The 22,620-nt window shown below is 70.9% G+C and carries 17 protein-coding genes and 1 other RNA gene; 5 read left to right on the top strand and 13 right to left on the bottom strand.

Annotated features, from left to right (window positions below):
* Positions 1–47: 47 nt before the first annotated feature.
* A complete protein-coding gene (locus ACQPYK_RS07980) occupies positions 48–2,288 on the bottom strand; it encodes an acyl-CoA dehydrogenase (protein ID WP_433252526.1) in 2,241 nt (746 codons plus the stop codon).
* A gap of 54 nt (positions 2,289–2,342) precedes the next feature.
* Entirely contained in the window at positions 2,343–3,302 is a 960-nt protein-coding gene (locus ACQPYK_RS07975) for a hypothetical protein (protein ID WP_433252523.1), read from the bottom strand.
* 220 nt (positions 3,303–3,522) lie between these two features.
* On the opposite strand from ACQPYK_RS07975, the gene ACQPYK_RS07970 reads away from it, so the two are divergent.
* Positions 3,523–4,989 carry an AMP-binding protein gene (locus tag ACQPYK_RS07970; RefSeq protein WP_433252520.1) on the top strand — a complete coding sequence of 489 codons (1,467 nt, stop codon included), beginning with the start codon at positions 3,523–3,525 and terminating at the stop codon, positions 4,987–4,989.
* A gap of 19 nt (positions 4,990–5,008) precedes the next feature.
* Complete coding sequence (locus ACQPYK_RS07965) at positions 5,009–6,115, top strand: S1C family serine protease (protein WP_433252517.1); 1,107 nt, start codon at positions 5,009–5,011, stop codon at positions 6,113–6,115.
* A gap of 45 nt (positions 6,116–6,160) precedes the next feature.
* Here the strand turns inward: ACQPYK_RS07965 and ACQPYK_RS07960 are convergent, their stop codons facing one another.
* The 5 genes from ACQPYK_RS07960 to ACQPYK_RS07940 all read right to left on the bottom strand — a co-directional run bounded on the left by ACQPYK_RS07960 (position 6,161) and on the right by ACQPYK_RS07940 (position 13,439).
* Entirely contained in the window at positions 6,161–6,742 is a 582-nt protein-coding gene (locus tag ACQPYK_RS07960) for an OmpA family protein (RefSeq protein ID WP_433252514.1), read from the bottom strand.
* Positions 6,726–7,361 (bottom strand): hypothetical protein, encoded by a 636-nt coding sequence (locus ACQPYK_RS07955; RefSeq protein WP_433252511.1) that lies wholly within the window; start codon positions 7,359–7,361, stop codon positions 6,726–6,728. The genes ACQPYK_RS07960 and ACQPYK_RS07955 overlap by 17 nt, the downstream gene beginning before the upstream one ends.
* Before the next feature lie 179 nt (positions 7,362–7,540).
* Positions 7,541–10,558, bottom strand: coding sequence for an AfsR/SARP family transcriptional regulator (locus tag ACQPYK_RS07950; RefSeq protein WP_433252508.1), 3,018 nt, complete (start codon positions 10,556–10,558; stop codon positions 7,541–7,543).
* Between the two features lie 3 nt (positions 10,559–10,561).
* Positions 10,562–12,385, bottom strand: a complete 1,824-nt coding sequence (locus ACQPYK_RS07945) for a protein kinase domain-containing protein (protein WP_433252505.1) — start codon at positions 12,383–12,385, stop codon at positions 10,562–10,564.
* A gap of 91 nt (positions 12,386–12,476) precedes the next feature.
* Positions 12,477–13,439, bottom strand: a complete 963-nt coding sequence (locus ACQPYK_RS07940) for an aldo/keto reductase (protein ID WP_433252502.1) — start codon at positions 13,437–13,439, stop codon at positions 12,477–12,479.
* Between the two features lie 99 nt (positions 13,440–13,538).
* Here ACQPYK_RS07940 and ACQPYK_RS07935 point away from each other — a divergent pair, with 99 nt between their 5' ends.
* Together ACQPYK_RS07935 and ACQPYK_RS07930 are read left to right on the top strand one after the other, a co-directional pair.
* The gene (locus ACQPYK_RS07935; RefSeq protein WP_433252499.1) at positions 13,539–13,988 is read left to right on the top strand and encodes a MarR family winged helix-turn-helix transcriptional regulator; all 450 of its coding nucleotides are present in this window, start codon (positions 13,539–13,541) and stop codon (positions 13,986–13,988) included.
* A 424-nt stretch (positions 13,989–14,412) separates the two neighbouring features.
* The gene (locus tag ACQPYK_RS07930; protein WP_433252496.1) at positions 14,413–15,981 is read left to right on the top strand and encodes an alpha/beta hydrolase; all 1,569 of its coding nucleotides are present in this window, start codon (positions 14,413–14,415) and stop codon (positions 15,979–15,981) included.
* 67 nt (positions 15,982–16,048) lie between these two features.
* On the opposite strand, the gene ssrA is transcribed toward ACQPYK_RS07930, so the two are convergent.
* The 5 genes from ssrA to ftsE all read right to left on the bottom strand — a co-directional run bounded on the left by ssrA (position 16,049) and on the right by ftsE (position 20,855).
* Positions 16,049–16,434: a transfer-messenger RNA gene (gene ssrA / locus ACQPYK_RS07925) on the bottom strand.
* 351 nt (positions 16,435–16,785) lie between these two features.
* Positions 16,786–18,672 (bottom strand): penicillin-binding transpeptidase domain-containing protein, encoded by a 1,887-nt coding sequence (locus tag ACQPYK_RS07920; RefSeq protein WP_433252493.1) that lies wholly within the window; start codon positions 18,670–18,672, stop codon positions 16,786–16,788.
* Between the two features lie 2 nt (positions 18,673–18,674).
* Complete coding sequence (gene smpB / locus ACQPYK_RS07915; RefSeq protein ID WP_433252490.1) at positions 18,675–19,142, bottom strand: SsrA-binding protein SmpB; 468 nt, start codon at positions 19,140–19,142, stop codon at positions 18,675–18,677.
* Positions 19,143–19,228: 86 nt separating this feature from the next.
* Positions 19,229–20,134 (bottom strand): permease-like cell division protein FtsX, encoded by a 906-nt coding sequence (gene ftsX / locus ACQPYK_RS07910; RefSeq protein ID WP_433252487.1) that lies wholly within the window; start codon positions 20,132–20,134, stop codon positions 19,229–19,231.
* Positions 20,135–20,165: 31 nt separating this feature from the next.
* Positions 20,166–20,855, bottom strand: coding sequence for a cell division ATP-binding protein FtsE (gene ftsE / locus ACQPYK_RS07905; protein WP_012888192.1), 690 nt, complete (start codon positions 20,853–20,855; stop codon positions 20,166–20,168).
* Positions 20,856–21,090: 235 nt separating this feature from the next.
* Here ftsE and ACQPYK_RS07900 point away from each other — a divergent pair, with 235 nt between their 5' ends.
* On the top strand, positions 21,091–21,282 hold the full coding sequence (locus tag ACQPYK_RS07900) for a hypothetical protein (protein WP_433252484.1): 192 nt from the start codon (positions 21,091–21,093) through the stop codon (positions 21,280–21,282).
* 159 nt (positions 21,283–21,441) lie between these two features.
* Here the strand turns inward: ACQPYK_RS07900 and prfB are convergent, their stop codons facing one another.
* On the bottom strand, positions 21,442–22,560 hold the full coding sequence (gene prfB / locus ACQPYK_RS07895) for a peptide chain release factor 2 (protein WP_433252481.1): 1,119 nt from the start codon (positions 22,558–22,560) through the stop codon (positions 21,442–21,444).
* Between the last annotated feature and the right edge of the window lie 60 nt (positions 22,561–22,620).

The raw sequence follows: 22,620 nt of genomic DNA, 5'->3' as shown, positions 1-22,620 counted from the left end.
CTTCAAGGGGTGCCCGCGGTCATGTCCGCGGGCACCGCCTCGTATGCCTACTTGCCCGGCTCGGGATCGCGGGGCAGGCCGAGCATGCGCTCGCCGATGATGTTGAGCTGCACCTCGGTGGTGCCGCCGTAGATCGTCATCGCGCGAGTGGCGAGCACGGCGCGGTTCCAGTAGCCCGCGTCGCCGAGCTTCATGTCGGCGGCGACCACGGCGGAGGCGCCGAGCAGCCCGACCGCGCACTCCGAGACGTGCTGGGCGTGCGAGGTGGACAGGAGCTTGCGGACCGAGGCATCGGCACCCGGCTCGGCACCGGTGAGCTGCTTCAACGTCACCCGCAGGCCGAGGGCGTTGATCGAGTGCCCCTCGCAGACCACATGGGCCAGCTCCTGGCGCTCGGTGGGGGTGAGCTCGCGGCCGAGCCGACCGGCCAGCCCGATCAGGTCGGGGACCGACGAGCCGGTGCCGCCGGCGCCCGAGGAGAGCGAGACCCGCTCGTTGGACAGGGTGTTGCGGGCGACCTTCCAGCCCTGGCCGACCTCCCCGACGACCAGCTCGTCCGGGACGAACACGTCGTCGAGGAAGACCTCGTTGAACAGGTTCTCACCGGTCATCTCGGTCAGCGGCCGGACTGTGACGCCCTGGCCCTTCATGTCGACCAGGAAGTAGGTGATGCCGTCGTGCTTGGAACCCGCCGAGGAGTTGCGCGCGATGCAGATGCCCCACTCGGCGACGTGGGCGACCGAGGTCCAGATCTTCTGGCCGTTGAGCCTCCAGCCTCCCTCGACCTTCTCGGCCTTCATCTGCAGCGAGGCGAGGTCGGAGCCGGCGCCCGGCTCGGAGAAGAGCTGGCACCAGATCATCTCGCCGCTCAGCGTGGCGGGCAGGAAGCGCTCCTGCTGCTCGGGCGTGCCGTAGGCGGCGATCGACGGCACCACCCAGGCACCGATGATCATCTGAGGCAGCCTGACCCGGGCGGCCTTGAGCTCCTGGAAGATGAGCACCTGCTCCAGCGGCCTGGCGTCGCGGCCCCACGGCCTGGTCAGGTGCGGCATGACGTAGCCCGCCCTGGCCAGGGCCCGCTTCTGCTCCTTGCCCTCCAACCCGGCGATCTCGGCGATCTCCGCGCGGATCTCCTCGCGCAGCGCGGCGGCGTCGTCCGGGAGGTCGATCTCCATCTCCCGGCTCACGCCGCGCAGCGCCAGCGAGGCGACCGACTCGGCCCAGTCGGCGGAGGGGCCGAGCAGCGCGCGCAGGGTCAGCGCGCGACGGTAGTAGAGGTGGGCGTCGTGCTCGTAGGTGTAGCCGATGCCGCCGAAGATCTGTATGGCGTCCTTGGCGCACTGCACCGCGGCGTCGGGGGCGATCACACCCGCGATCGCGGCGGCATAGGCGAGCTCGTCGCCGGCGCCGTCGGTCGCGTCCGCCCCCTCACCCGCCGGCCGCTCGGCGGCACGGGTGGCGTCCCATACGGTGGCACGGGCCTGCTCCAGCGCGACGAGCATTCGGGCGGCCTTGTGCTTGACACCCTGGAACTGGCCGATCGGGCGGCCGAACTGCACCCGCACCTTGGCGTAGTCGGACGCGGCGCTCACACACCACGACGCGACACCCGCGGCCTCCGCGCCGAGCAGGACGGCGGCCAGGTTCAGGACGTCAGGGCCCTGCAGGCCGTCCAGCACCCGCCCCGCCGGCACGGTCACCGCGTCCAGCTCCACCCTGGCCACGCCGCGGGTGAGATCCAGCGACCGGACGGGGGTGACGGTGGCCTCGGAGGCGTCCAGCGCGACCCACTCCTCACCGCGGTCGGTGCTCACCGGGAGCACCAGGACGTCGGCGAGCGCGCCGCCCAGGACCGGCTCGACGACGCCACCGATGGTCAGCGCACCGTCCTCCCCGCGGGTGCCGGTGACCGAACCGGTCAGCGCGACCGCGCCGGTCAGCATGCCGTCGGCGAGGCCGGGCAGGAGCTCGGCATGAGCCTTGCCGTCGGAGGCCAGGATGGCGGCGCCGGCCAGGACGGTCGGGACGTAGGGGCCGGGGGCGACCCGCTCGCCGAGGGCCTCGACGGCGATGGCGGTCTCCAGCAGGCCGTATCCGCTGCCGCCGTGCTCCTCCGGCAGATGCAGGCCGAGCAGTCCCTGGTCGGCCAGGCCGGACCAGAAGGCGGGGCGCTCCTCATGCTCGGCCGCGATGGCCGCGCGCACGACCTCGGACGGGATGTTCCGCTCGGCCCAACCGGTCACCGACTCGCGGAGCGCCTCGTGCTCCTCGCTCAACCCGATCGCCATGACAGCCTCCAGACACGGTTCAGTGGCAGAACCATATTCTAGAATGTACTTCCATCACAACGCGCGGGCGCTTGCCACCAAGGGTGCGATATCAGCCCAGAGTTGCTTGCGCGTGTCCGGCACGGTCACGAAGAGCACGGCGGGCTTCCTGCGGCCCACATCCAGCAGGGTGAGCGCCGCCTCGGAGCTGTGCCGCTCCCCCTTCACCCGGTAGGTCACCCGATAGCCGAACATCCACCCCTTGCCGGTGGCCGGCGCTTGCGAGGCGGTCCAGGCCACCTTGCTGCCCGCCGGATAGTGGTTGCGGATCGTCCACCTGACCGCGCTCAGCGCCACCCTGCGGAAATCGGCGCCGGTCCTCGGCGCGACGGCCGGCGCCGCACCGGGAAACGGGCCGGAGGCGACCATCGTGCGCGGCAGCCGCGCCGCGCCCACCTGCTGGCCGACGGAGAACTGTGGGATGGCCCTGATCTGCCACGGCCCGCCCAGCTTGACGTAGGTGATCGCGGCCCTGGTGTCACTCACCGCGCCCAGCACCGGGCTGGGCGTGCCGGGTAACGGCTGCAGCGCCTTCACCTTGGGCACGCCGGGCAGCGTGATCGTGGGCACGGCCCGCGGGAGCATCGGCTCGGTGGCCGCGTCGGCCCGCGGCATCGGCACCGGGTCCTCGGATTCGTCACCGGCGAACAGCAGGAAGGCCACGACGACCGCGGCGACGGTCAGGACGGCGGACGCGACGCCGACGACCGCCCGGATCACCCTGCCTCCGGCGCGGGCCGGAGGGCCGGGCCGTACGGTAGCGCCCGTGTCACTCAGCGTGCCGCCGGCGCCGAACGCGCCGGTGGCACCGGGCCGTCCGGCGTCACCGAACGTGCTCACGGCGCCGGAGGGCGAGAACGGAGGGAACGGTCCACCGGCGTCACGTCGCGGGACCAGCGGCGTCTCCTCGCCGTCGCCGACGGGGAATCGCCGGGGCACCCGAGTGCCGATCATCGTGCCGTCTTCGTCACGCACGACGGGCATCGGTGCCGTGAGCGCCTCATAGGACGGGACGTGTCTCTCGCGAGAGCGCCCGGAGGAGTTTCCGCCAACGTCCGCCATAGGCGTCACATTACGTCACCTGTCCCGATCGATACACCGCGTCACAATTACACTTACGCCACGAGGTGACCATTTTCCCTGATGACGGCACGCCCCTTCCATGAACAGAATGTCGTTCTGTATGGTCGCGCCCATGAGGGGCTTCTATGAGCTCGCCGCGGCCGATCCCGGTCGCGTCGCCGTCGTCGCGGGCACCGCCGTCATGACGTACGGCGAGCTCCACGACCGGGTCAACCGGATCTCCAACGGCCTCGTCGCCCGTGGCACCCGCCCCGGCGACACCGTGGTGACGGTTCTGCCCAACGGGATCGACGCCGTCGCGATGATGCTCGCGACCTACCAGATCGGCGCCTATCACGTGCCGGTGAACTGGCATTACACCGCCGAGGAGATCGGTTACGTCATCGCCGACAGCGCGGCGCGCGTGGTGGCCGGCTCCGAGCGTCACGCGCGGACCCTGCCGCGTGGCTTCCTGGAGGTCGCCGAGCTCGCCGCGGGACAGCCCGCCGACCCGCCCGCGGAGCGCCGGGCCGGATCGATGATGCTCTACACCTCCGGCACCACCGGCAAGCCCAAGGGCGTCCGGAGACGGCTGATCGAGCTCGGTCCCGAGGATCTCCATCCGATCCTGATGCGCAAGAGCTGGCGGCACTTCGGGCTGCCGTTCGACGGCGTGCACCTCCTCCTCTCGCAGCTCTACCATTCCGCCCCGTACGGCCAGGCCATGATGGCGCTGCAGTTCGGGCACGCGGTCGTGGTGACCGAGCGGTTCGACGCCGAGGAGACGCTGAAGCTGATCGAGCGGCACCGGGTGACGAACGCGTTCATGGTGCCGACCATGTTCCACCGGCTGCTCGCCCTGCCCGCGGAGATCAGAGAAAAGCATGATTTATCATCATTGACCCACCTCTATCACGGCGCCGCGCCCTGCCCGCCCGCCACCAAACAGGCGATGATCGACTGGCTCGGCCCGGTGTTGTGGGAGTACTACGGCTCGACCGAGGCCGCCGTGGCCACCATGGTCTCCTCCGCCGAGTGGCTGGCCCGGCCGGGCACGGTCGGCCGGGCGATCGACGGCATGGAGTTCACGATCGTCGCCGACGACGGCGCCGAGCTGCCGCCCGGCGAGCCGGGTCTGGTCTACATCGGCGGCGTCAACCGCTTCGAGTACCACCGGGATCCGTCCAAGACCGCCTCCGCGATGCGCGGCCGGCTGTACACCCCGGGCGACATCGGCTACCTGGACGAGGAGGGTTATCTGTTCCTGTGCGACCGGCGCACCGACCTGATCATCTCCGGCGGGGTGAACATCTACCCCGCCGAGATCGAGGCGGTCCTGCTGGAGCACCCCTCGGTGGCGGACGTGGCCGTGATCGGCGTGCCCGACCCGGAGTGGGGGCAGCGGGTCGTCGCCCTGGTCCAGCCGGTGCCCGGCGCCGAGCCGGGTCCCGGCCTCACCGCCGACCTGCTGGCCCACTGCGCGCCCCGGCTGGCCCGGCTCAAACATCCCCGCGTGATCGACTACCGCGACCGGCTGCCGCGCACCCCCACCGGCAAGCTCAGCCGCAGCAGCCTCCGGGAGACGTATCTTCCGTCGTGAGCTGGGAAGATACCCCCGCATGGGGGGATCGACTTCACGTGTCGCGCTGTTCGCCGCCGTCGCCGTAACGCTCGCCGGCTGCGCCCAGACGGCGCGATCACAACCGTCCGTCACGACCACCGGCCCGCCCGGCGCCTCGTCCGAGGCGTCACCTGGGCAGCCGTCCGGCGGGTCGCCCTCGGCCGCGGAGGGCCCGCTCGCCCTGGAGAACAGATACGAGCAGGTCATCGTCAAAGTACTGCCGTCCATCGTGCAGATCACCACGGGGAACGGCCTCGGCTCGGGCATCGTCTACGACACCTCCGGGCACATCGTCACCAACGCCCACGTGGTCGGCCGGGGCACGCGGTTCGAGGTGACGCTCGCCAGTGGCGGCACCCCCCGGGCCGCCAAGCTCGTCGAGTCCTTCGCCATCGGCGACCTGGCCGTGATCAAGGTCGATGATCCCACCGGCCTCAAACCCGCCGTGTTCGGCGACTCCGGAAAACTGCGGGTCGGTCAGATCGTGCTGGCCATGGGCAACCCGCTGGGCCTGTCCGGCAGCGTCACCAACGGCATCGTCTCCGCGCTGGGCCGTACGGTCAGCGAGCCCACGAACGGCCAGTCCCCCGGTGCGACGATCAACGGCGCCATCCAGACCTCGGCCGCGATCAACCCTGGCAACAGCGGCGGCGCCCTGGTCAACCTCTCCGGCGAGGTCATCGGCATCCCGACCCTGACCGCCGTCAACCCCGAGCTCGGCGGCGGGACGGCGCCGGGCATCGGCTTCGCGATCCCGTCCAACACGGCCGTCGACATCGCCCAGCAGATCGTCAAGACCGGCAAGGTCACCAACACCCACCGGGCCGCCCTCGGCATCACCGTACGGACCGTGATCGGCGTCGAAGGTCAGCCGATCGGCGTCGGCGTCGCACGCGTGAGCCGGGGCGGCGGCGCCGACAGGGCGGGCATCAGGGCGGGTGATGTGATCGTCTCGATCAACGACACACCGACCCCGACGACGCAGGCCCTGTCGGAGGTCCTCGCCGAGCTCAACCCCGGCGCCGAGGTCAAGGTCGAGGTCCTGCATCCCGACGACTCCACCTCCACCGTCACCGTGCGCCTGGGGCAGCTGCCCAGCAGCTGATCGACGACCTCGGCCGCGGAAGAGGGTGCCGACCGCCTCCCGCGATCACTTGGCGGTGAAGACGATCTCGACGCGGCGGTTCCTGGCCCGGTTCTCCTCCACCGGCCGGCCGTCGATGACGTTGGGCAGCTTCGGCCGCCGCTCGCCGAAGCCGACGGCCTGGAAGGTCACGCCCTGCCCGGCCAGCAGTCTTACCAGCCCCTGCCGTACGGCCTGCGCCCGCCGCAGGGACAGCCGGTCGTTGTAGGCGTCGGCCCCCTGGTCGTCGGTGTGCCCCATGATCTTGACCACGCCGCCGGCGGACTCCGTCCTGATCCTGTCGGCGACCCTTCGCAGCCGCACCGTCGCCCTGGGGGTCAGCGCGGCCCGGTCGAGGGCGAAGAGCACGTCGCTGGTGAGCGCCAGGGTGACCGTCTCGCCCTGCTTCGACTCGCTCTCGCTGCCGTCCAGGGACTCGGACTCGGCCAGGATGTCGTCGACCGGCAGGACGAGGTCGTCCACCGGAGCCATGGCGTCGGCCGGCGGGTCCGGCTCCGCCCACGCCGCCGGCCCGCCCCCGGCGACGAGTCCCCCGGTCAGCAGCACGGCGGCCAGGACACGCCGGGCGCCCTCAGGAGATCGGGACATCGGTGAACACCCCGAGGACCGGGAACTCGACGTTGATCTTCTGGACGTCCGGCGGCGGCGCGGCGTACGTCGCGTACAGCGGGAGGACCTCCCCGGGCTCGGTGTTGACGTCGTACTCCGAGCACACGCACTTGGTGGCGCCGCCGGTGCCGGTGCGGGCGACCCGGTAGCGCTTGGCGTTGGCGGGATCGACGAGGCTCACCCCGGCCACCGTCAGGCCGAGATAGGCCGGCGTGTCCCCCAGGTTGCTGCTCATGTTCCAGGTGGTGTCGCCGGTGTTGGTGACGGTCCAGCTCAGCGTGATCAGCCGCCCCTGCCGCCGGAGACCGGTGACGTCCACGGTCAGCTCCGCCCCACCGGCCTTGACGCCACGGGTGGCGATCACCTTCCCCTGCTGCGGTGGCGCGCTCGCCTGCGACTCGGGCGGGGCCTGCTCCTGCGAGGGCTCGGACGGGGCCTGCCCTCCCTGCGACGGCGCGCGGGAGGGGACCGTCGCGTCCGCCTGCTGGGACTGGCGTTCCTGGCCGCCGCCGCCCTGCTGGCCGCCGAGCACACCGCACGCCGTCAGGGCCAGCGCCAGCCCGGGCGCGGCCACGGCGAGGGCGATCTTCCTTCGCATGCTCTGTCACCTCTGTTTGTCGGGTATCGGGTGAAATGTGAACCCGGAGTCGGATGTGACTGTAGAGGAGCGACCTTCAGGATCCATATAGGCCGACATAGGCGCAGGCCGCGGCGACGGCGCGACGCTATGGGCGCAGGCGACGGCGCGACGCTATGGGCGCAGGCCACGGTGCGACGCTATGGGTGCAGGCCGCGGCGGCGGCGCGCCTCCTGTGCGAGCTCCTGCACCTCGGCCGCCCCGCGCCGGTCACCGAGAGCGCCGAACTCCGCCACGGCACCGGCGACCGCGGCGACCGCCTCCTCGATCTCGTCGAGGTCGAGGCACGCACCCGCCAGGACGACCATGGATCGGGCGATCCCCCGGCGCTCGCCGTACTCCCTGAAGATCGCCAACGCCTCCTGCGCGGTCGCCCGCGCCGCTTCCGGCACGCCTTCGGCGCGTGCCACCCGGGCCAGCAGCAACAGGTCGGAGGCCTCGGGCAGCCGGTCGCCCAGCCGCCGGTCGGCACGCAGGGCGCGCTCGGCGCAACCACGGGCCACGGCCGGGCGCCGCCGGTCCAGGTGGATCAGGGCCAGCTCGCGCAGCGCCGCCGCCTCGCCCCGGGGATCGCCCAGTTCCCGGTAGGCGTCGAGGCTCATCGTCAGCAGGTCCTCGGCCCGCCGTACCGAACCCAGTGCGCGCAGCGCGTCCGCCCGGCCGCGGGCGTCGCCGGCCGCCTCGAACTCGGCCAGGCACTCCGACAGGCACCGCTCCGCCTCGGCGAAGTGCTCCTGGGCGGTGAGGACCAGGCCGAGCCGGTATCGCGCACGCGCCTGCTCCGGTCCGTCGGCCAGCTCCTGGAAACGGGACAGGGCCGCCTGGAGCGCCCCGGCGGCCTCCTCCAGCCGTCCCTCGATGCGATGCAGGTCGGCCAGCGCCCGCAGCAGCAGCGCCTCGCCGTGCCGGTGCCCCGCCGACCGGGCGGCGGCCAGCCCGATCCGGTTCGTCGCGTGCCAGTCCTCGTGGTGGGCGCGCAGTTCGAAGAACGGCGTCAGGTAGAACGCCAGCCGCCAGGCGGCCTCGGCCAGCCCCGCGCGGTGGAAGTCCGCGACGGCGGCGACCAGGAATCCCCGTTCGGCCGCGAGCCACCGGGCCGGCTCACGCAGCCGCGCCGTCTCCGGCGCCGTCTCCAGTGCCATCGCCGGTGCCGTCTCCGGCGCCATCGCCACCGCCGGATCCATCGCCGGATCCACCACCGGCGCCACCGCCGCGCTCCGCTCCGCCGTGCAGGCGAGGGTCCGGCCGGTGCCCGGCTCGGCCGGTAGCAGCAGGGAGCGGGCCCGCCTGACCCGCTCCAGGACCTCGCGGGCGACCACGGCCAGCACCCGCGCCGCCGTGCCCTCCTCCTCGACGAGACGTTCTGCGGCGTAGAGCCGGGTGAGATCGTGCCAGCCGTACCGCTCCTGGCCCGCGTCGTCCAGCCCGCGCGACTGGAGCAGGCCGGTGCCGGTCAGCTCCTCCAGGATCGGGTCCACCCGCAGGCCGCCGAACGCCGCGGCGGCGGCCCACGGCGCGACGTCCGGCGCCGACAGCGCGCCCAGGCGCCGCAGCAGGCGCCGTTCCTCCTCCGCCAGGGCGTGATAGCCGAGGCCGAGGCTGCCCCGCACGGCCAGGTCGCCGGCGGCCAGCTCGTCCAGCCGCCCGCGCTCGTCGCCCAGCCGCCCGGCCAGGTGCTCCAGAGTCCAGCCGGGCCGCCGGGCCAGCCGGGAACCGGCGATCCGCAGCGCCAGCGGAAGCCCGCCGCACAGCTCGGCGATCCGCAGCGCGGCCTGCGGCTCGGCTCGCACGCGCGCCTCCCCCGCGACCTCGGCCAGCATCGCCACCGACTCGGCGATGTCGAGGACGCCCAGCTCGAAGGCGCGGGAGGCCTCCAGCCCGTAGAGGAGGGACCTGCTGGTCACCAGGGTCAGGCATCCGGGCCCGGTCGGCAGCAGCGGCCTGACCTGCGCCTCGCTGACGGCGTCGTCCAGCACCACCAGCAGCCGGCGGCCGGCCGTCATGCTGCGGTAGAGCCGTACCCGATCCTCCAGAGCGGCGGGCACGGCTCCCTCGGGGCAGCCGAGGGAGCGCAGCAGATCCTCCAGCACCGCGCCCACGCCCGCCGGGCGGTTTCCGGCGCGCAGCGCGGCATGAAGACGGCCGTCCGGGAACCTCGCGCCCAGCAGCGTGGCGGCGTGGACGGCCACGGCCGTCTTCCCCGAACCGGCGGGACCGTGCAGCACCAGATGCACCGGGGCGCCTCCGGCGGCGGGCGTCTGCCTGGTGATCCAGTCCATGACCTGGTCGCGACCGGTGAAGTCGGCGATGTCGGGCGGCGTCTCCTGCGGCGTCTCCCGGGTCGTCTTACTCGGTGTCTCCCCCTGCGTCTCCCCTGATGTCCCGTGCGCGCTCTCCCCTGATGTCCCGTGCGTGGCGGCGCGCTCGTGTCCCCGGCCGGCCAGCACCTCGTCGTGGACCGCCCGCAGCTCGGGACCGGGTTCCAGCCCCAGTTCCTCCACCAGCAGGCGGCGGGCGTCCTGGTAGGCCGCGAGCGCCTCAGACCGCCGGCCGGCCCGGTACAACGCGAGGATCAGCTGTCCCCAGGCGCGTTCCCTGAGCGGGTACGCGGCGACGAGCGCGCGGAGCTCGCCGACGACCTCGCCGTGCCGTCCGAGCGCCAGGTCGAGATCGATGCGCTCCTCGGTCACGCCCAGCCGCAGCTCCTCAAGGCGTACGGCCTGCGTCCGCCGCAGCTCGCCGGAGTCGACATCGGCCAGCGCCGGCCCGCGCCACAGTTCCAGGGCGCCGCGCAGCTCGTCGGCCGCCTCGGCCGTCCTTCCGGCGTCCCGGGCCCGGCGCGCCCGCTCCACCCTGCGGTCGAAGCGGTGCGCGTCCACCTGATCGGGACCGACCGCGATCAGATAGCCGCCGGGGACCGTACGGATCGTCTCTGCGCCGACCAGGCGGCGCAGCGCGCTGACGTAGACCCGCAGCACCGGCTCGGCCGAGACCGGCGGATCCTCACCCCACACCACGGTGACCAGCCGATCGAGCGTCACGACGTGGCCCGCGCTCAGCAGCAGGGCGGCCAGGATCGCGCGGTGCTTGGCCGGGCCCGGCGTCAGGACCCGGTCCCCGTCGAGGATCTGGAGCGGCCCCAGTATGCCGAACAGCACGGGCTATCCGCCCGACGGGCGCGCGTCGAACGAGCCGAACCTCACCCGCATCACCGCGCCGCCGTCCGGTGCCGCGTACACGCCGGCCTGGCCGGGCCCGTAGGGGCCGTCGTCGACGGCCTCACCCGCGAAAGCCTCGTTGACCCACAGGCGCAGGGCGAGCTTCGACCCGTCGGGACGGCACTCGGCCACGACGCGGTTGTCGGCGGACCCGCTGATGTTCGCGTTCGCGGCGGGGCCGTACAGGACGGTGCCCTTCCGTCCGGCCTGCCGTTTGGTGATCGAGACCGTTCCGGAGCCGTTGACCGCGAACTCGTAGCGGTCGCCGCCGTCGGAGTCGCCCCGGCACCAGACGCCGAACTCCCCCGACCCCCCGATCAGGCGCGCCGAGCTGCTGATGACCACGCCCTCCTCGGGCTCGTCCGGCGCGGGCGCCGACTTCCACAGCCGCCAGCCAGAGTTCACGGTCAGGAGATAGGCCCCGCCGGTGACCTCCGCACGTCCGGCGTCGGTGGCGCCCACCGACCAGGCGTGGTCCGCGGCGCCGAAGTCGGCGTGGAACGGCCACCGCGCGTCCGGTCGCGCCACGGTCCACCACGCCGCCCCGGCCGTCGCCGCCAGAACGGCCAGACCGGCGAGCAGCGCCCCGCGCCGCCGCCGGGACCGCCGGGAGACCGGAGCTCGATCGTGCCCGGCCGCGGACCGGCTCTCCGGAGTCTTGGTCGGTGGGATCCCGGTTGACGAAGTCCCGGCCGGTGGAGTCCCGGCCGGTGGGATCCCGACCGGTGAAGTCCCAGCCGACGAAGTCCCGATCGGTGGGATCCCGACCGGTGAAGTCCCAGCCGACGAAGTCCCGATCGGTGGGATCCCGACCGGTGAAGTCCCGACCGGTGGGATCCCGGTCTGATTCCTGCTCTGTCCGGGGGTCTCCGTCTCCCCGGGAGAGCCCTCCCCCGTTCCGGGAGGCCGGCCGGTCCAGGTCCGCTCGACCACCTGGGTGGCCGTCGCCGGCGTCATGTCCCGGCCGCCGACCAGCTCGGCGAGCAGCTCTCTGGCGCTCGGCCGCCCGGTCGGGTCCTTGGCCATGGCCCGCTCGACGAAGCCGCGCATCCGCTCGTCCAGGCCGCCGAGATGAGGCCCCTCGTTGACGATCCGGTACAGCACCTCGGCCGGCGCCCCGCCGCCGAACGGCAGCCGGCCCGTCCCGGCGAAGGCGATCACCCCGCCCCAGGCGTAGACGTCGGCCGCCGGTGTGAGCGGCTCGCCGCGCACCTGCTCGGGAGCCATGAACGCGGGCGTTCCCAGGATCGCCTGACTCGCCAGGCTGTCCCCGTCGACCAGCTTCGCGATTCCGAAATCGATCACTCGGGGACCCATCGGCGACAGCAGGACGTTCGACGGCTTGAGGTCACGATGGATCACCCCGGCCCCGTGGATCGCGTTCAGCGCGACCGCGATGCCGACCGCCAGGGCCTCCAGGTCGGACCCGGCCATCGGCCCCTGCTCCCGTACGGCCCGCGCCAGGTCGGGGCCCCTGACGTATTCGGTGACGAGGTAGGCCACGTCCCCATCGATCCCGGCGTCCAGGACGGGAGCCGTGCAGAACCGGGCCACCAGGCGGGCGGCGGCGACCTCGCGCTCGAACCGCCGCCGGAAGGCCGGGTCGCGCGCCAGCTCCGGATTGATCACCTTCACCGCGGCGAGGCCGCCGGTCGGGGTGGCGGCGAGATGCACGGTGCCCATGCCGCCGCGCCCGAGCACGCGCCGCAGCAGGTAGCCGCCGATCATCTGCGTCTCGCCCGGTGCGGCCCGTTCTGAGGGGTTCATCGGAGTTAGCGTAGCTTTCCAGCGTTCTCCGTATTTCCCGGTCCTCCTCTCCGGGAGGAGCGGCTCTCGGCCCTCCAGGAAGGAGCGGCCCTCAGCCCTGGTCGATGGTGCTCATCAGGAACTCCGGATAGCGCTCACCCGAGGCGACTCCCAGCGCCCGCAGCGCCTCCAGCTCACCGGCGGTGAGCACGACTCCGGCCGCCGCCGCGTTCTCCGCCACGCGGGAGGCCCGCTTGGTTCCCGGAATGGTCACGATGTCCTCACCACGCGACAGCACCCAGGCCAGGGCGAGCTGCGCGGGGGTGACGCCCTTGGCGGCGGCGAGCTCGGCCACGGTGTCGGCCATGGCCTTGTTACGGACGAAGTTCTCGCCTTGGAAGCGTGGGTCGGCCCGCCGGAAGTCCCCCTCGGGCAGCTGGTCGGGAGTGCTGAAGGAGCCGCCGAGGAACCCGCTGCCCAGGGGCCGGTAGGCCACCAGCCCGACGCCCAGCTCGCGCAGTGCGGGCAGGATCGAGGCCTCCACGTGGCGCTCCCACAGTGAGTATTCGGTCTGCAGGGCGGCGATCGGGTGCACGGCGCACGCCCGGCGGACCGTGACCGCACTCGCCTCGCACAGGCCGATGTGGCGCACCTTGCCCTCGGCGACCAACTCGGCCATCGCCCCCACGCTCTCCTCGATCGGGACCCGGGGGTCGACCCTGGCGAGGTAGTACAGATCCACGTGGCTCGTGCCCAGCCTCTTCAGGGATCCGTCGATCGCCCGCCGGATGTGGGCGGGGCTGCCGTCGACGCTCATACCGCCGGGGCCGCGCACGCTCCCGGTCTTGGTGGCCACCACGGCCTGCTCCCGCCGGCCCTGGAGAGCTTTGCCGACGATCTCCTCGCTCACCCCGCCGCCGTAGAAGTCGGCCGTGTCGAGCAGGGTGACGCCCAGGTCGAGCGCCCGGTGGATCGCGTCGACGGATTCGCTCTCGTCAGCCGGGCCGTACGAGCCGCCCATTCCCATGGTGCCGAGACCGATGGTGCCTACCTCAAGGTTTCCAAGCTTTCTCATGACCGGTCCCGCCTTTCGTTTGCCGTCTACCGACATGCAGAACACTAACTGGCTAATCATTAGCCGTCAATTCATTAGCCGGCCAGCTATCATCGGGAGATGACCGACATCCTGGATCTGATGACCATGACCCACAAGGCCCTGCGCGCCGTCGCCGAGGAGTCGATGCGCCGCCACGGCCTCCACCTGGGCCAGAACCTGGTCCTGGCGGCCCTGTGGGAGCAGGATGGCCGTACCCCCGGCGAGCTCGCCGCCCTGCTGGACGTCACCACCCCCACCGTGGTGAAGATGGCCACCCGCATGAGCACCTCCGGCCTGCTGGTGCGGCGACGTGACGACGTCGACAACCGCCTGGTGCGGCTTTACCTCACCGACAAGGGACGCGACCTCCAGGGTCCGGTCACCGGTGACCGCGAGTCGCTCGAACGCCACATCACCCAGGGGCTGAGCGCCGACGAGCTGAGCGCGCTCGCCTCCGCCCTCGGCAAGGTCCGCGAGAACGCCCGATCCCTCGGAGCACCTCCCGCCGACCACACGGGCGAGGTCTGACCGTCACGCACGCCCTCTCGCGCGACGCGCCGCCTCCCGCACGGGGCCCACCTCGTCCGTGGCGGGAACCCTCCTCGTCCGTGAGAGGACGGCACCCTCCCCGGAAGGGCGCCTCCCGAGAGGATGTCGCCCGGGGAGAACACCTCCCGGGAGGATGACGCTCGGGAGGCGTCCTCCCGCACGGGGCGCCTGACGGCGCCTCCTGCTTCCGGATGAACGACATACGGTCTTTTCATCCTTTTTCCGGATATGCGCGCTGCCGTACCTGATCGACAATCAAGTCGGCTCGCGTCGCCGATGCCACGCGCACCAGGAGCCGTCGCACCCGCTGTCAGCAGGCCGGTCCGGGCACCACCGCCGGGGAGATCCGCCGTCCGGCACCGGACACGGGCGCCCGGCCAGGGACCCGACGATCGGAGATCATGTGCGAAGAAACATCCCCCTGCTCGCCCTTCCCCTCGTTGTCATCACCGCCCTGCTCCCCCTCGCTCCCGCCGGCGCCGCCGGCGGGGCGACCGCCGGCGGGGCGACCATCACCTGGACCGCGTGTCCCGAGGACCCGACCGCCGAGTGCGGCACGCTGGCGGTGCCGATCGACCGGGCCGACCCGGGCGGTTCCACCGTCGAGGTGGCACTCGCTCGGCGCAAGGCCACCGATCCGGCGGCCCGGATCGGCTCCCTGCTGATCAATCCAGGCGGTCCGGGCGGCTCCGGAGTGGATTTCGCCATCTACGGCAAGGGCTACTTCAGCCAGGAGATCACCCGCCGCTTCGACATCGTCGGCTTCGACCCGCGTGGAGTGGCCCGCAGCCACCCCATCGTGTGCTCGACCGACCTGCTCGGCCAGGCGCCGTCTCCGATCATGAAGAGCCAGGCCGACTTCGACGGATGGCTGGCCTACAACAGGCGACTGCGCGACGACTGCCGGGCCCGTACCGGCCCCCTCTACGACCACGCCGACACCCTCAGCGTGGTGCGCGACCTTGACGCCATCCGCGCCGCTCTCGGTGAGGACAAGCTGTCCTACTACGGCGTCTCCTACGGCACGCTGATCGGCCAGCAGTACGCCGAGACGTTCCCGCGCAGGGTCCGGGCCCTGGCTCTGGACAGCAACATGGACCACAGCGTGGGGACCGGCGAGTTCCTGGACACCCAGGCCACCGCCGCGCAGGACTCCTTCGACGAGTTCGTCGCCTGGTGCGACCGGGACGACGGCTGCGCGCTGCACGGAAAGGACGTACGGGCGTTCTGGGCCGGCCTGCGGGCCCGGGCCGAGCGCGGAGAGCTGCACTTCCCCGGGGAGCCGGACGTCCCGCTGACCCAGATGGACCTGCTGGGCCTGGCCTTCGGCTCGTTCTACGGTCCCGACTGGTCGGCGCTGGCCGAGTTCCTCCTCGCCGTGGACACCGGCGCCGGGCTCCCACCCGGATCACCGGCGCGATCCGTACGGCGCGACGCGGAGGTGACGGCGTTCCCGGCCCAGATCTTCTGCGAGGACTACCTGCTGCCGGTGCGCGGCTACCGGGAGTACGCCGCCCACCTGCGCCGTTCGGCACGGATCGCACCCGACATGCGGTTCGGCCCTCCCGCCGCCTCGCTGACCGCCCTGTGCCTGGGCCAGCCCGCGCCGATTCCCAACCCCCAGCACCGGCTACGGGTCCACGGCAGCGCCCCCCTGCTGATGGGCAATGCCCTGCACGACCCCGCCACCGGATACGACTGGGCCATCGGCACGGCCCGGCAACTCGGCCGCCAGGCGGTGCTGCTCACCTATGAGGGCTGGGGACACGGCATCTACGGCCGCGGGGAGTGCACCACCGGAGCCATCGACGGCTACCTGGTCTCGCTGACCCTGCCCGCGCGCGGCACCCGATGCCCGGCCGTGCCTCCCACCGCGCTCAGGGCCCAGCGGCAGCCGTGGCCGCGACCGTCCGGACCGCTCCCGAACGTGCCCGGCTGGACCTACGGCGTCCCGACCGCCCGGACGTTCTGACCGCCCGGAAGTTCCCACAGACGAAAGAGCCCCGCTCGCCGGGTGGCGAGCGGGGCTCTTTCAGGGGTGGTGGAGGTGGCGGGAATCGAACCCGCGTCCTTCAGCTCCAAGACAGGGCTTCTCCGGGCACAGCCTGTTGTGCTTTTCTCAGCCCCGGCGATCACACAGGCAAGTCGCCGACGGGCTCAGCCACTGTTTGATTTCCCGATCTTCCCCGTGGCCGGGTCGATCGGTTGAGCCTCCTAGCGATGCCGGATTCCGGGCCGGAGGCGCTCCCGGGCCGGCAGAAGTCACTCGCTGCTTAGGCGGCGAGTGCCAGGTTGCCCTGGCTGACTTCGGAGTGCGTCTTATTGGCACTTGTTGGTCGCGGTCACAGTGTTAACGAGGTTATGTCCGCAGTCCTCGACCCGCTTCCCCTGACTTGCAAAGCCAAAGTCGAAACCAGTCACCCCCCTGTTGAATTGTCAACCCGGCCCCGTGGGGCCGAGCTATCCGAAGATACCCGTTACAACACGGGTAACGCCAACTGAATTCCCGCCGGGACGCTCCACCGGAGGTCACGTGGACCGCGGGAGAGGCGAAACCCCGAGGACGCGGCGCTGTCGCACGCGCCCCCGGGGCCGACCGGCAGGGTCGAGCCGGTCCGGACGGCAGGGCCTCCCCCGAGACGAAGCCCTGATCTCATCACGGCGACTGAGTCCGCAACCCCCGAGCGGTGCTCAGTCACTTAGAAGGACGCCGGGAAGGCACGCGATGGTTGCTTCGAGTGAGGATGATATTTCGCTGAGTCACCGGCGACCGGATCTACAGCCCGGCGCGCAGCCCCTGGAAGAACCGCCCGGCGATCGCCGCCCCCACCGTGGAGTCGGGGCTTTCCGCCAACACCGCCACCGCGACGTCCTCCTGCCAGCCGACGAACCAGGCCATCGGCTTACGGCCCTGCGTCGCGGCGGCGGTGATGCCGTAGACCGGGTCGCCCGGAGCGGCGGCCGATCGGGCCGATCCCGCCGTCACGCCTGCGCGCATGAGCGTCTTCAGCGCCTTGATCGTCTTCTCGTCGATCGTGATCGGGTCGGGCGCCTTCGGCGGCTCGGCCTCGGCCGAGGGGTCCGGCGTCTTGGGGTCGGTGACCAGGACAGGCGGATGCCAGGTGCCGCTGGAGATCGCTCCGGCGACCAGAGCCATGGACAGCGGGCTGACCAGGACGTTCTGTCCGGCGATGGCCCTGGCGGTGGCCGCGTCGTCCTTCAGTGGCCGCACCCTGCCGCTGAAGGACTTCAACGGCAGGGTCCAGCGTGCGCCGATGCCGAACTTGGCGGCGCTGGTCGCCAGCTCCGCGCCGTCGACCTTGCGGGCCAGCGAGGCCAGCGCGGTCACGCAGCCGTTGGCGAAGTTGCCCTGCAGGCTCAGCGTGGTCCCGGCGGGAGCGGCGGACTGGTGGAACTGGGCGCCGCCCACGGTGCGGTCGACCGGGCAGGCGAGCTTCTGCTTGAGGCTCATCTGGGCCTTGAGCAGCCCCTCGACGGACATGATCGAGAAGATGCTCCCCGCGTGGAACTTCCCGGCGAGAGCGTGTCTCTCCTGGTGGAATTCCTTCGTGCTGCCGACGGCCAGCACGTTGCCGGTCGAGGCCTGGACCGCCACCAGCATGGCGGGTGCGCCACCGCCGAGCAGCGCGGTGTCGGCGGCCTTCTGTATGGAACGGTCGAGCGTGGTCTGCACCGTCGAGGTGGAGCGGCCGGGCCGCCACTTGCGCAGCTCGGCGACCGTCTTCGACGTCTTAAGGTCCAGAGTGATCACGCTGGTCTCGGTCGAACCGGTCAGATACTCCTGGTAGGCCTTCTGCAACCCGCTCCGGCCGACGGTGTCTCCGGCCCGCTCCGGACCGCCGAGCTGCTGCTGGGCCTCCGGTGTGACGGCGGTGACGGCGCCCACGATCTGGGTGGGCGAATCGGGGCCGAGCAGCAGCGACATCGGGGAGACGGTGATGCCCGGGATGGCCTCGAGCTGGGCGCCGAGCGCGAGGTATTTGGAACGGCCGAGGGTGACCAGCTGCACCTGGTCGTTGGGGATCGCCGACCGGATCCGGCTCAGCAGGCGGTCCTGCGGAAATCCAGTGATCTTGGAAAGCTGCCTGCAGATCGCGACCGCGTCCTTCAGCTGGGACGGGATGACGCTCGCCACATACATCGTGGCCTCCTGCTGGAGCGGCTCGCCGGTGCGGTCGACGATCAGCTTGCGCCCCTCGGGCTTGACGTCCACCGCGAACCGCTGCCCCTCACCGAGCTGGGGATGGAGCACGCTCGGCGACCAGTGCACCTTCCAGTGGCCGTCCACCAGGTGGAGCGGGAGCTTGCCGGTGTATTCCCACAGGGGGTTGTTCTCCCCCAGATCGACCTCGGCCTTGAAGTCGGCCTCGACCTGCTCTCCCGTGCCCCGGATCCCGTTGAGCTTGAAGCGGAACGAGGCCGCGTCGAGATGGATCTTGGCGTTCTCCAGGGCCTGACGGACCACCTTCTGGTCTCCGTCGGTGCGCCGGGCGGCCGCGGTGTAGTCACCCGTCTGCCAGCCGACCAGGAAGTCGCGCACCGCCTCGTGGGCCGACGGCTCCTCGAAACACGCGGACAGCATGGGGGCCGTCACCGCCAGCGCGAGCGCCGCGGCAACGGTCCGCCGAGCTTTCCCCGTCACGATTACCTGTTCCTGTACCTCAGCGAGCGGGCCATCTCACGCTTGGCCTGATTCTCGGCCAGCGTCTGCCGCTTGTCCCAGTCTTTCTTGCCCTTCGCAAGGCCAATCTCGATCTTGGCCTTGCCGTCCTTGAAGTAGATCGCGAGCGGCACCAGGGTCAGGCCGCCCTCCTTGGTCTTGGAGACCAGCTTGTCGATTTCCTTGCGGTGCAGCAGCAGCTTGCGGGTGCGGCGCGCCGCGTGGTTCGTCCACGTCCCCATCGTGTACTCGGGGATGTGGACGTTGATCAACCAGGCCTCGCCGTCCTTGATGACCGCGTAACCGTCGGTGAGGGAGGCGCGGCCAAGGCGCAGCGACTTGACCTCGGTGCCCTGCAACACGAGACCAGCTTCGTAGGTGTCTTCGATGTGGTAGTCGTGCCAGGCACGCTTGTTCTGGGCGATGGCCTTCCGCCCGGTCTCACGTGGCATGCCCTTGAGCCTACCGGGGACCGGAGCGGTCGGCCGCGCCCGAGGGCACGGGCGCGCTCGACGGGTGGGCCGCGGACACTGCCGCGTCACACCCGCAGATAGCGGCGGAGCGTGACGAACGAGGCGAGCACGCAGATGAGCACACCGATGATCATCGTAAGGGTGATCACCCCGGCGACGGTCTCCCACGTGAGCGGGGTGTTGGCCAGGTAGGCCTGGACCTTGTCGAAGAGGAACACCTTGCTGACGATCAGCAGCACCGCGGCCACCACGCCGCCGAGCAGGCCGGCGATGACCCCCTCCATCACGAACGGGAGCTGGATGTAGAGGTTGGACGCGCCGACCAGCCGCATGATCCCGGTCTCACGTCTGCGGTTGTAGGCGGACAGGCGGACCGTGTTCCCGATCAGCAGCGCGGCCGCGAAGACCAGGATGATCGCGATCACCAGAGCGGCCCAGCCGAGGCTCTCCAGCAACCCGAAGAACTTCTCCAGGATCGCCTTCTGGTTGACCACGGTGGAGACTCCCGGGGCGCCCTTGAGGCTCTGGATGACCGCCTCGTAGGTCTCGGGATCCTTGAGCTTGACCCGGAACGACTCCGGCATGTCCCCGACCTGGATGGCGGAGAGCATCACGGTGTCGTTCTTGAACTGCTCCTTGAAGTTCTCGTAGGCCTTCGCCGCGTCCTCGAACTGCACGCCCTGGACCTGCGGCATGCTCTCGATCTGCGACTTGAGGGCGGTCTGTTCCTGCGCGTTGACGCCGCCGCTGCCCTTGCACTGCGGGAAGGGGTCGTTCTTCTTGCACAGGAAGACGGAGACCTCGACCTTGTCCGACCAGAAGTCCTTCATGCTGGAGATCTGAGAGTTGATCATCAGACCCACACCCAGCAAAGCCATGCCGATGGCCACGGTCATGATGACCGCGACGGTCATCGTGAGGTTACGGCGGAGGCCGATCCAGACCTCGGAGAAGATGAAGTTTGCCCGCATGCTCTTCCTGTCGCTTCTTCTGGTCCTGGTGTCAGTACGCCTGGCCGTACACGCCACGCGACTGGTCTCGGACGATCTTTCCGTCCTCCAGTTCCACTACGCGCTTGCGCATGGAGTCGACGATGGCCGCGTCGTGCGTGGCCATGACGACGGTGGTACCGGTCCGGTTGATCCGATCGAGCACCTTCATGATGCCGATGCTCGTGGCCGGGTCGATGTTTCCGGTCGGCTCGTCGGCAAGCAGGATCATAGGCCGGTTGACGAAGGCGCGGGCCATCGCGACCCGCTGCTGCTCGCCACCGGACAGCTCGTCGGGCATCCGATGGGCCTTGCCCTCGAGGCCGACGAGCTCGACGACCTCGGGCACGACCTTGCGGATGAACCGGCGGGGCTTGCCGATGACCTCCAGGGCGAACGCGACGTTCTCGTACACGTTCTTGTTCGGCAGGAGCCGGAAGTCCTGGAAGACACAGCCGATCCGGCGGCGCAGGTGCGGAATCTTGAAGTTGGACAGTCGAGCGAGGTCCTTGCCGGCCACGTGGATCGCGCCCGAGTTGGGACGCTCCTCCTTCAGGACCAGGCGAAGAAAGGTCGACTTCCCGGACCCCGAAGGGCCGACGAGGAACACGAACTCGCCCTTGTCGACATCGACGCTGACGTGGTCCAACGCGGGCCGGTTCTGGTTCGCGTAGACCTTGGTGACATTATCAAAATGGATCACGGGCGCATCACGGCATGCCAGTCTAGGGGTTAGGACGGTCGCGGGAGTGGCAGAGGGCCACTTCCGCCTCTCGCCGGCCGGGGGGCGCCGGTCTTTACTCTTGATCGACGTTCCGGTTGGCCGGAGCCCAGTCTAGGGGGAAGACTGGCATGGAAAGTCCATAACGGAAACAAAACGATTCGGCGCCCGGTAACGACCGCCTAAAGTGGTTCTAACCTCGGAGAGGGAGGACATCATGAGCTGTGAAGACCTGGTCTGCGCGGGGTGCGCCCACCCTGTCGCGGAGGGCCGCTGCCCGCTGTGCCGCGCCAACCGCGAGCGAATGCACCACCACGGGCTCGGCGGGATGACCCCCGCGCTCGTCGCCCTGGCACTGATCGCCCTGCTCTTTCTCACCCTCGCCCTGAAGCACATCACGGGCGCCTGAACCGCCCCGGGCGCCTACGGCCTCTCGACCGGCCGCAGGCACCTGAGGGCCGCCGAAGTCGTTGGAGGCCTCCGAGGACCTCCGTAGAAGGCCGAAAGCGCCCCGGACACCTCCGGGACGCTCTGACGGCACCTCACGCGCACCCGGGGTGCCGGGGTTCTAGCTCTCGACGCCCGACTCCTGGCGGCGGGTCCACCGGATCTCCGACTCGATGAACTCGTCGAGGTCTCCGTCGAGCACCGCGCTCGGGTTGCCGGCCTCGGTGCCGGTCCGCAGGTCCTTGACGATCTGGTAGGGGTGCAGCACGTAGTTGCGGATCTGGGTGCCCCACGAGGTGGTGGACTCTCCCCGGATCTCGTTCAGCGCCGCGGCCTCCTCCTGCCGCTTGCGCTCCAGCAGCTTGGACTGCAGGACCGCCATCGCGGTCGCCTTGTTCTGCAGCTGGGAGCGCTCGTTCTGGCAGGAGACCACGATGCCGGTGGGCAGGTGGGTCAGGCGCACCGCCGAGTCGGTGGTGTTGACGCCCTGGCCGCCGGGGCCGGAGGAACGGTAGACGTCGACGCGCAGGTCGTCCTCGTTGATGTCGATGTGGTCGGTCGTCTCGACCACCGGCACCACGTCGACGCCGGCGAAGGAGGTCTGGCGGCGGCCCTGGTTGTCGAACGGGCTGATGCGCACCAGCCGGTGCGTGCCGTGCTCGCCGCGGAGCGTGCCGTAGGCGTAGGGCGCCTTCACCGTGAAGGTGGTCGACTTGATGCCGGCCTCCTCGGCGTAGGAGGTCTCGTAGACCTCCGTCGGATAGCCCTTGCGCTCGGCCCATCGCAGGTACATCCGCTGGAGCATCTGCGCCCAGTCGGCGGCGTCCACACCGCCCGCCTGGGACTGGATCGTGACGACCGCCTCACGGCCGTCGTACTCGCCCGAGAGCAGGGTGCGGACCTCGAGGGCGCCGATGTCGCTCTTGAGGGAGGCCAGCTCGCGGTCGGCCTCCTCGCGGGTGTCCTCGTCGTCCTCGGCCGCGGCGAGCTCGTAGAGGACGGCCAGATCCTCCAGCCGCTGCCCCAGGGACTCGACCCTGTTGACCTCACCCTGCAGGTAGGAGAGCTTGCTGGTGACCTTCTGAGCCCGCTCCTGGTCGTTCCACAGGTCGGGCGCGGCGGCCTGCTCCCCGAGCTCCTCGAGCTGCTTGCGTATCGCGTCGAGGTCGAGCACGTCCTGAATGCTGTTCAGGGTGCCGGTAAGCTCGGCGATCTCTTCTGCCGGATCGATGAGTGCCACGTCTGTAAAGGGTACGCGACCGCCGAACCCCGTTGTGTACGGCTCGCACCCCCACGATGG

The organism is Streptosporangium sp. CA-135522 (assembly GCF_050949235.1).
In the GTDB taxonomy this organism is placed as follows: Bacteria; Actinomycetota; Actinomycetes; order Streptosporangiales; family Streptosporangiaceae; genus Streptosporangium.
Note: the sequence above shows the minus strand (reverse complement) of the source record. Positions and strands in the feature narration are given on the sequence as shown.

Coding starts and splice junctions, on each gene's coding strand:
- ACQPYK_RS07970 (WP_433252520.1), top strand. CDS start 3,523: ATGAGGGGCTTCTATGAGCTCGCCGCGGCCGATCCCGGTCGCGTCGCC.
- ftsX (WP_433252487.1), bottom strand. CDS start 20,134: ATGCGGGCAAACTTCATCTTCTCCGAGGTCTGGATCGGCCTCCGCCGT.
- ACQPYK_RS07935 (WP_433252499.1), top strand. CDS start 13,539: ATGACCGACATCCTGGATCTGATGACCATGACCCACAAGGCCCTGCGC.
- ACQPYK_RS07900 (WP_433252484.1), top strand. CDS start 21,091: ATGAGCTGTGAAGACCTGGTCTGCGCGGGGTGCGCCCACCCTGTCGCG.
- ACQPYK_RS07940 (WP_433252502.1), bottom strand. CDS start 13,439: ATGAGAAAGCTTGGAAACCTTGAGGTAGGCACCATCGGTCTCGGCACC.
- ACQPYK_RS07960 (WP_433252514.1), bottom strand. CDS start 6,742: ATGTCCCGATCTCCTGAGGGCGCCCGGCGTGTCCTGGCCGCCGTGCTG.
- ACQPYK_RS07945 (WP_433252505.1), bottom strand. CDS start 12,385: ATGAACCCCTCAGAACGGGCCGCACCGGGCGAGACGCAGATGATCGGC.
- ACQPYK_RS07980 (WP_433252526.1), bottom strand. CDS start 2,288: ATGGCGATCGGGTTGAGCGAGGAGCACGAGGCGCTCCGCGAGTCGGTG.
- ACQPYK_RS07955 (WP_433252511.1), bottom strand. CDS start 7,361: ATGCGAAGGAAGATCGCCCTCGCCGTGGCCGCGCCCGGGCTGGCGCTG.
- ACQPYK_RS07965 (WP_433252517.1), top strand. CDS start 5,009: ATGGGGGGATCGACTTCACGTGTCGCGCTGTTCGCCGCCGTCGCCGTA.
- smpB (WP_433252490.1), bottom strand. CDS start 19,142: ATGCCACGTGAGACCGGGCGGAAGGCCATCGCCCAGAACAAGCGTGCC.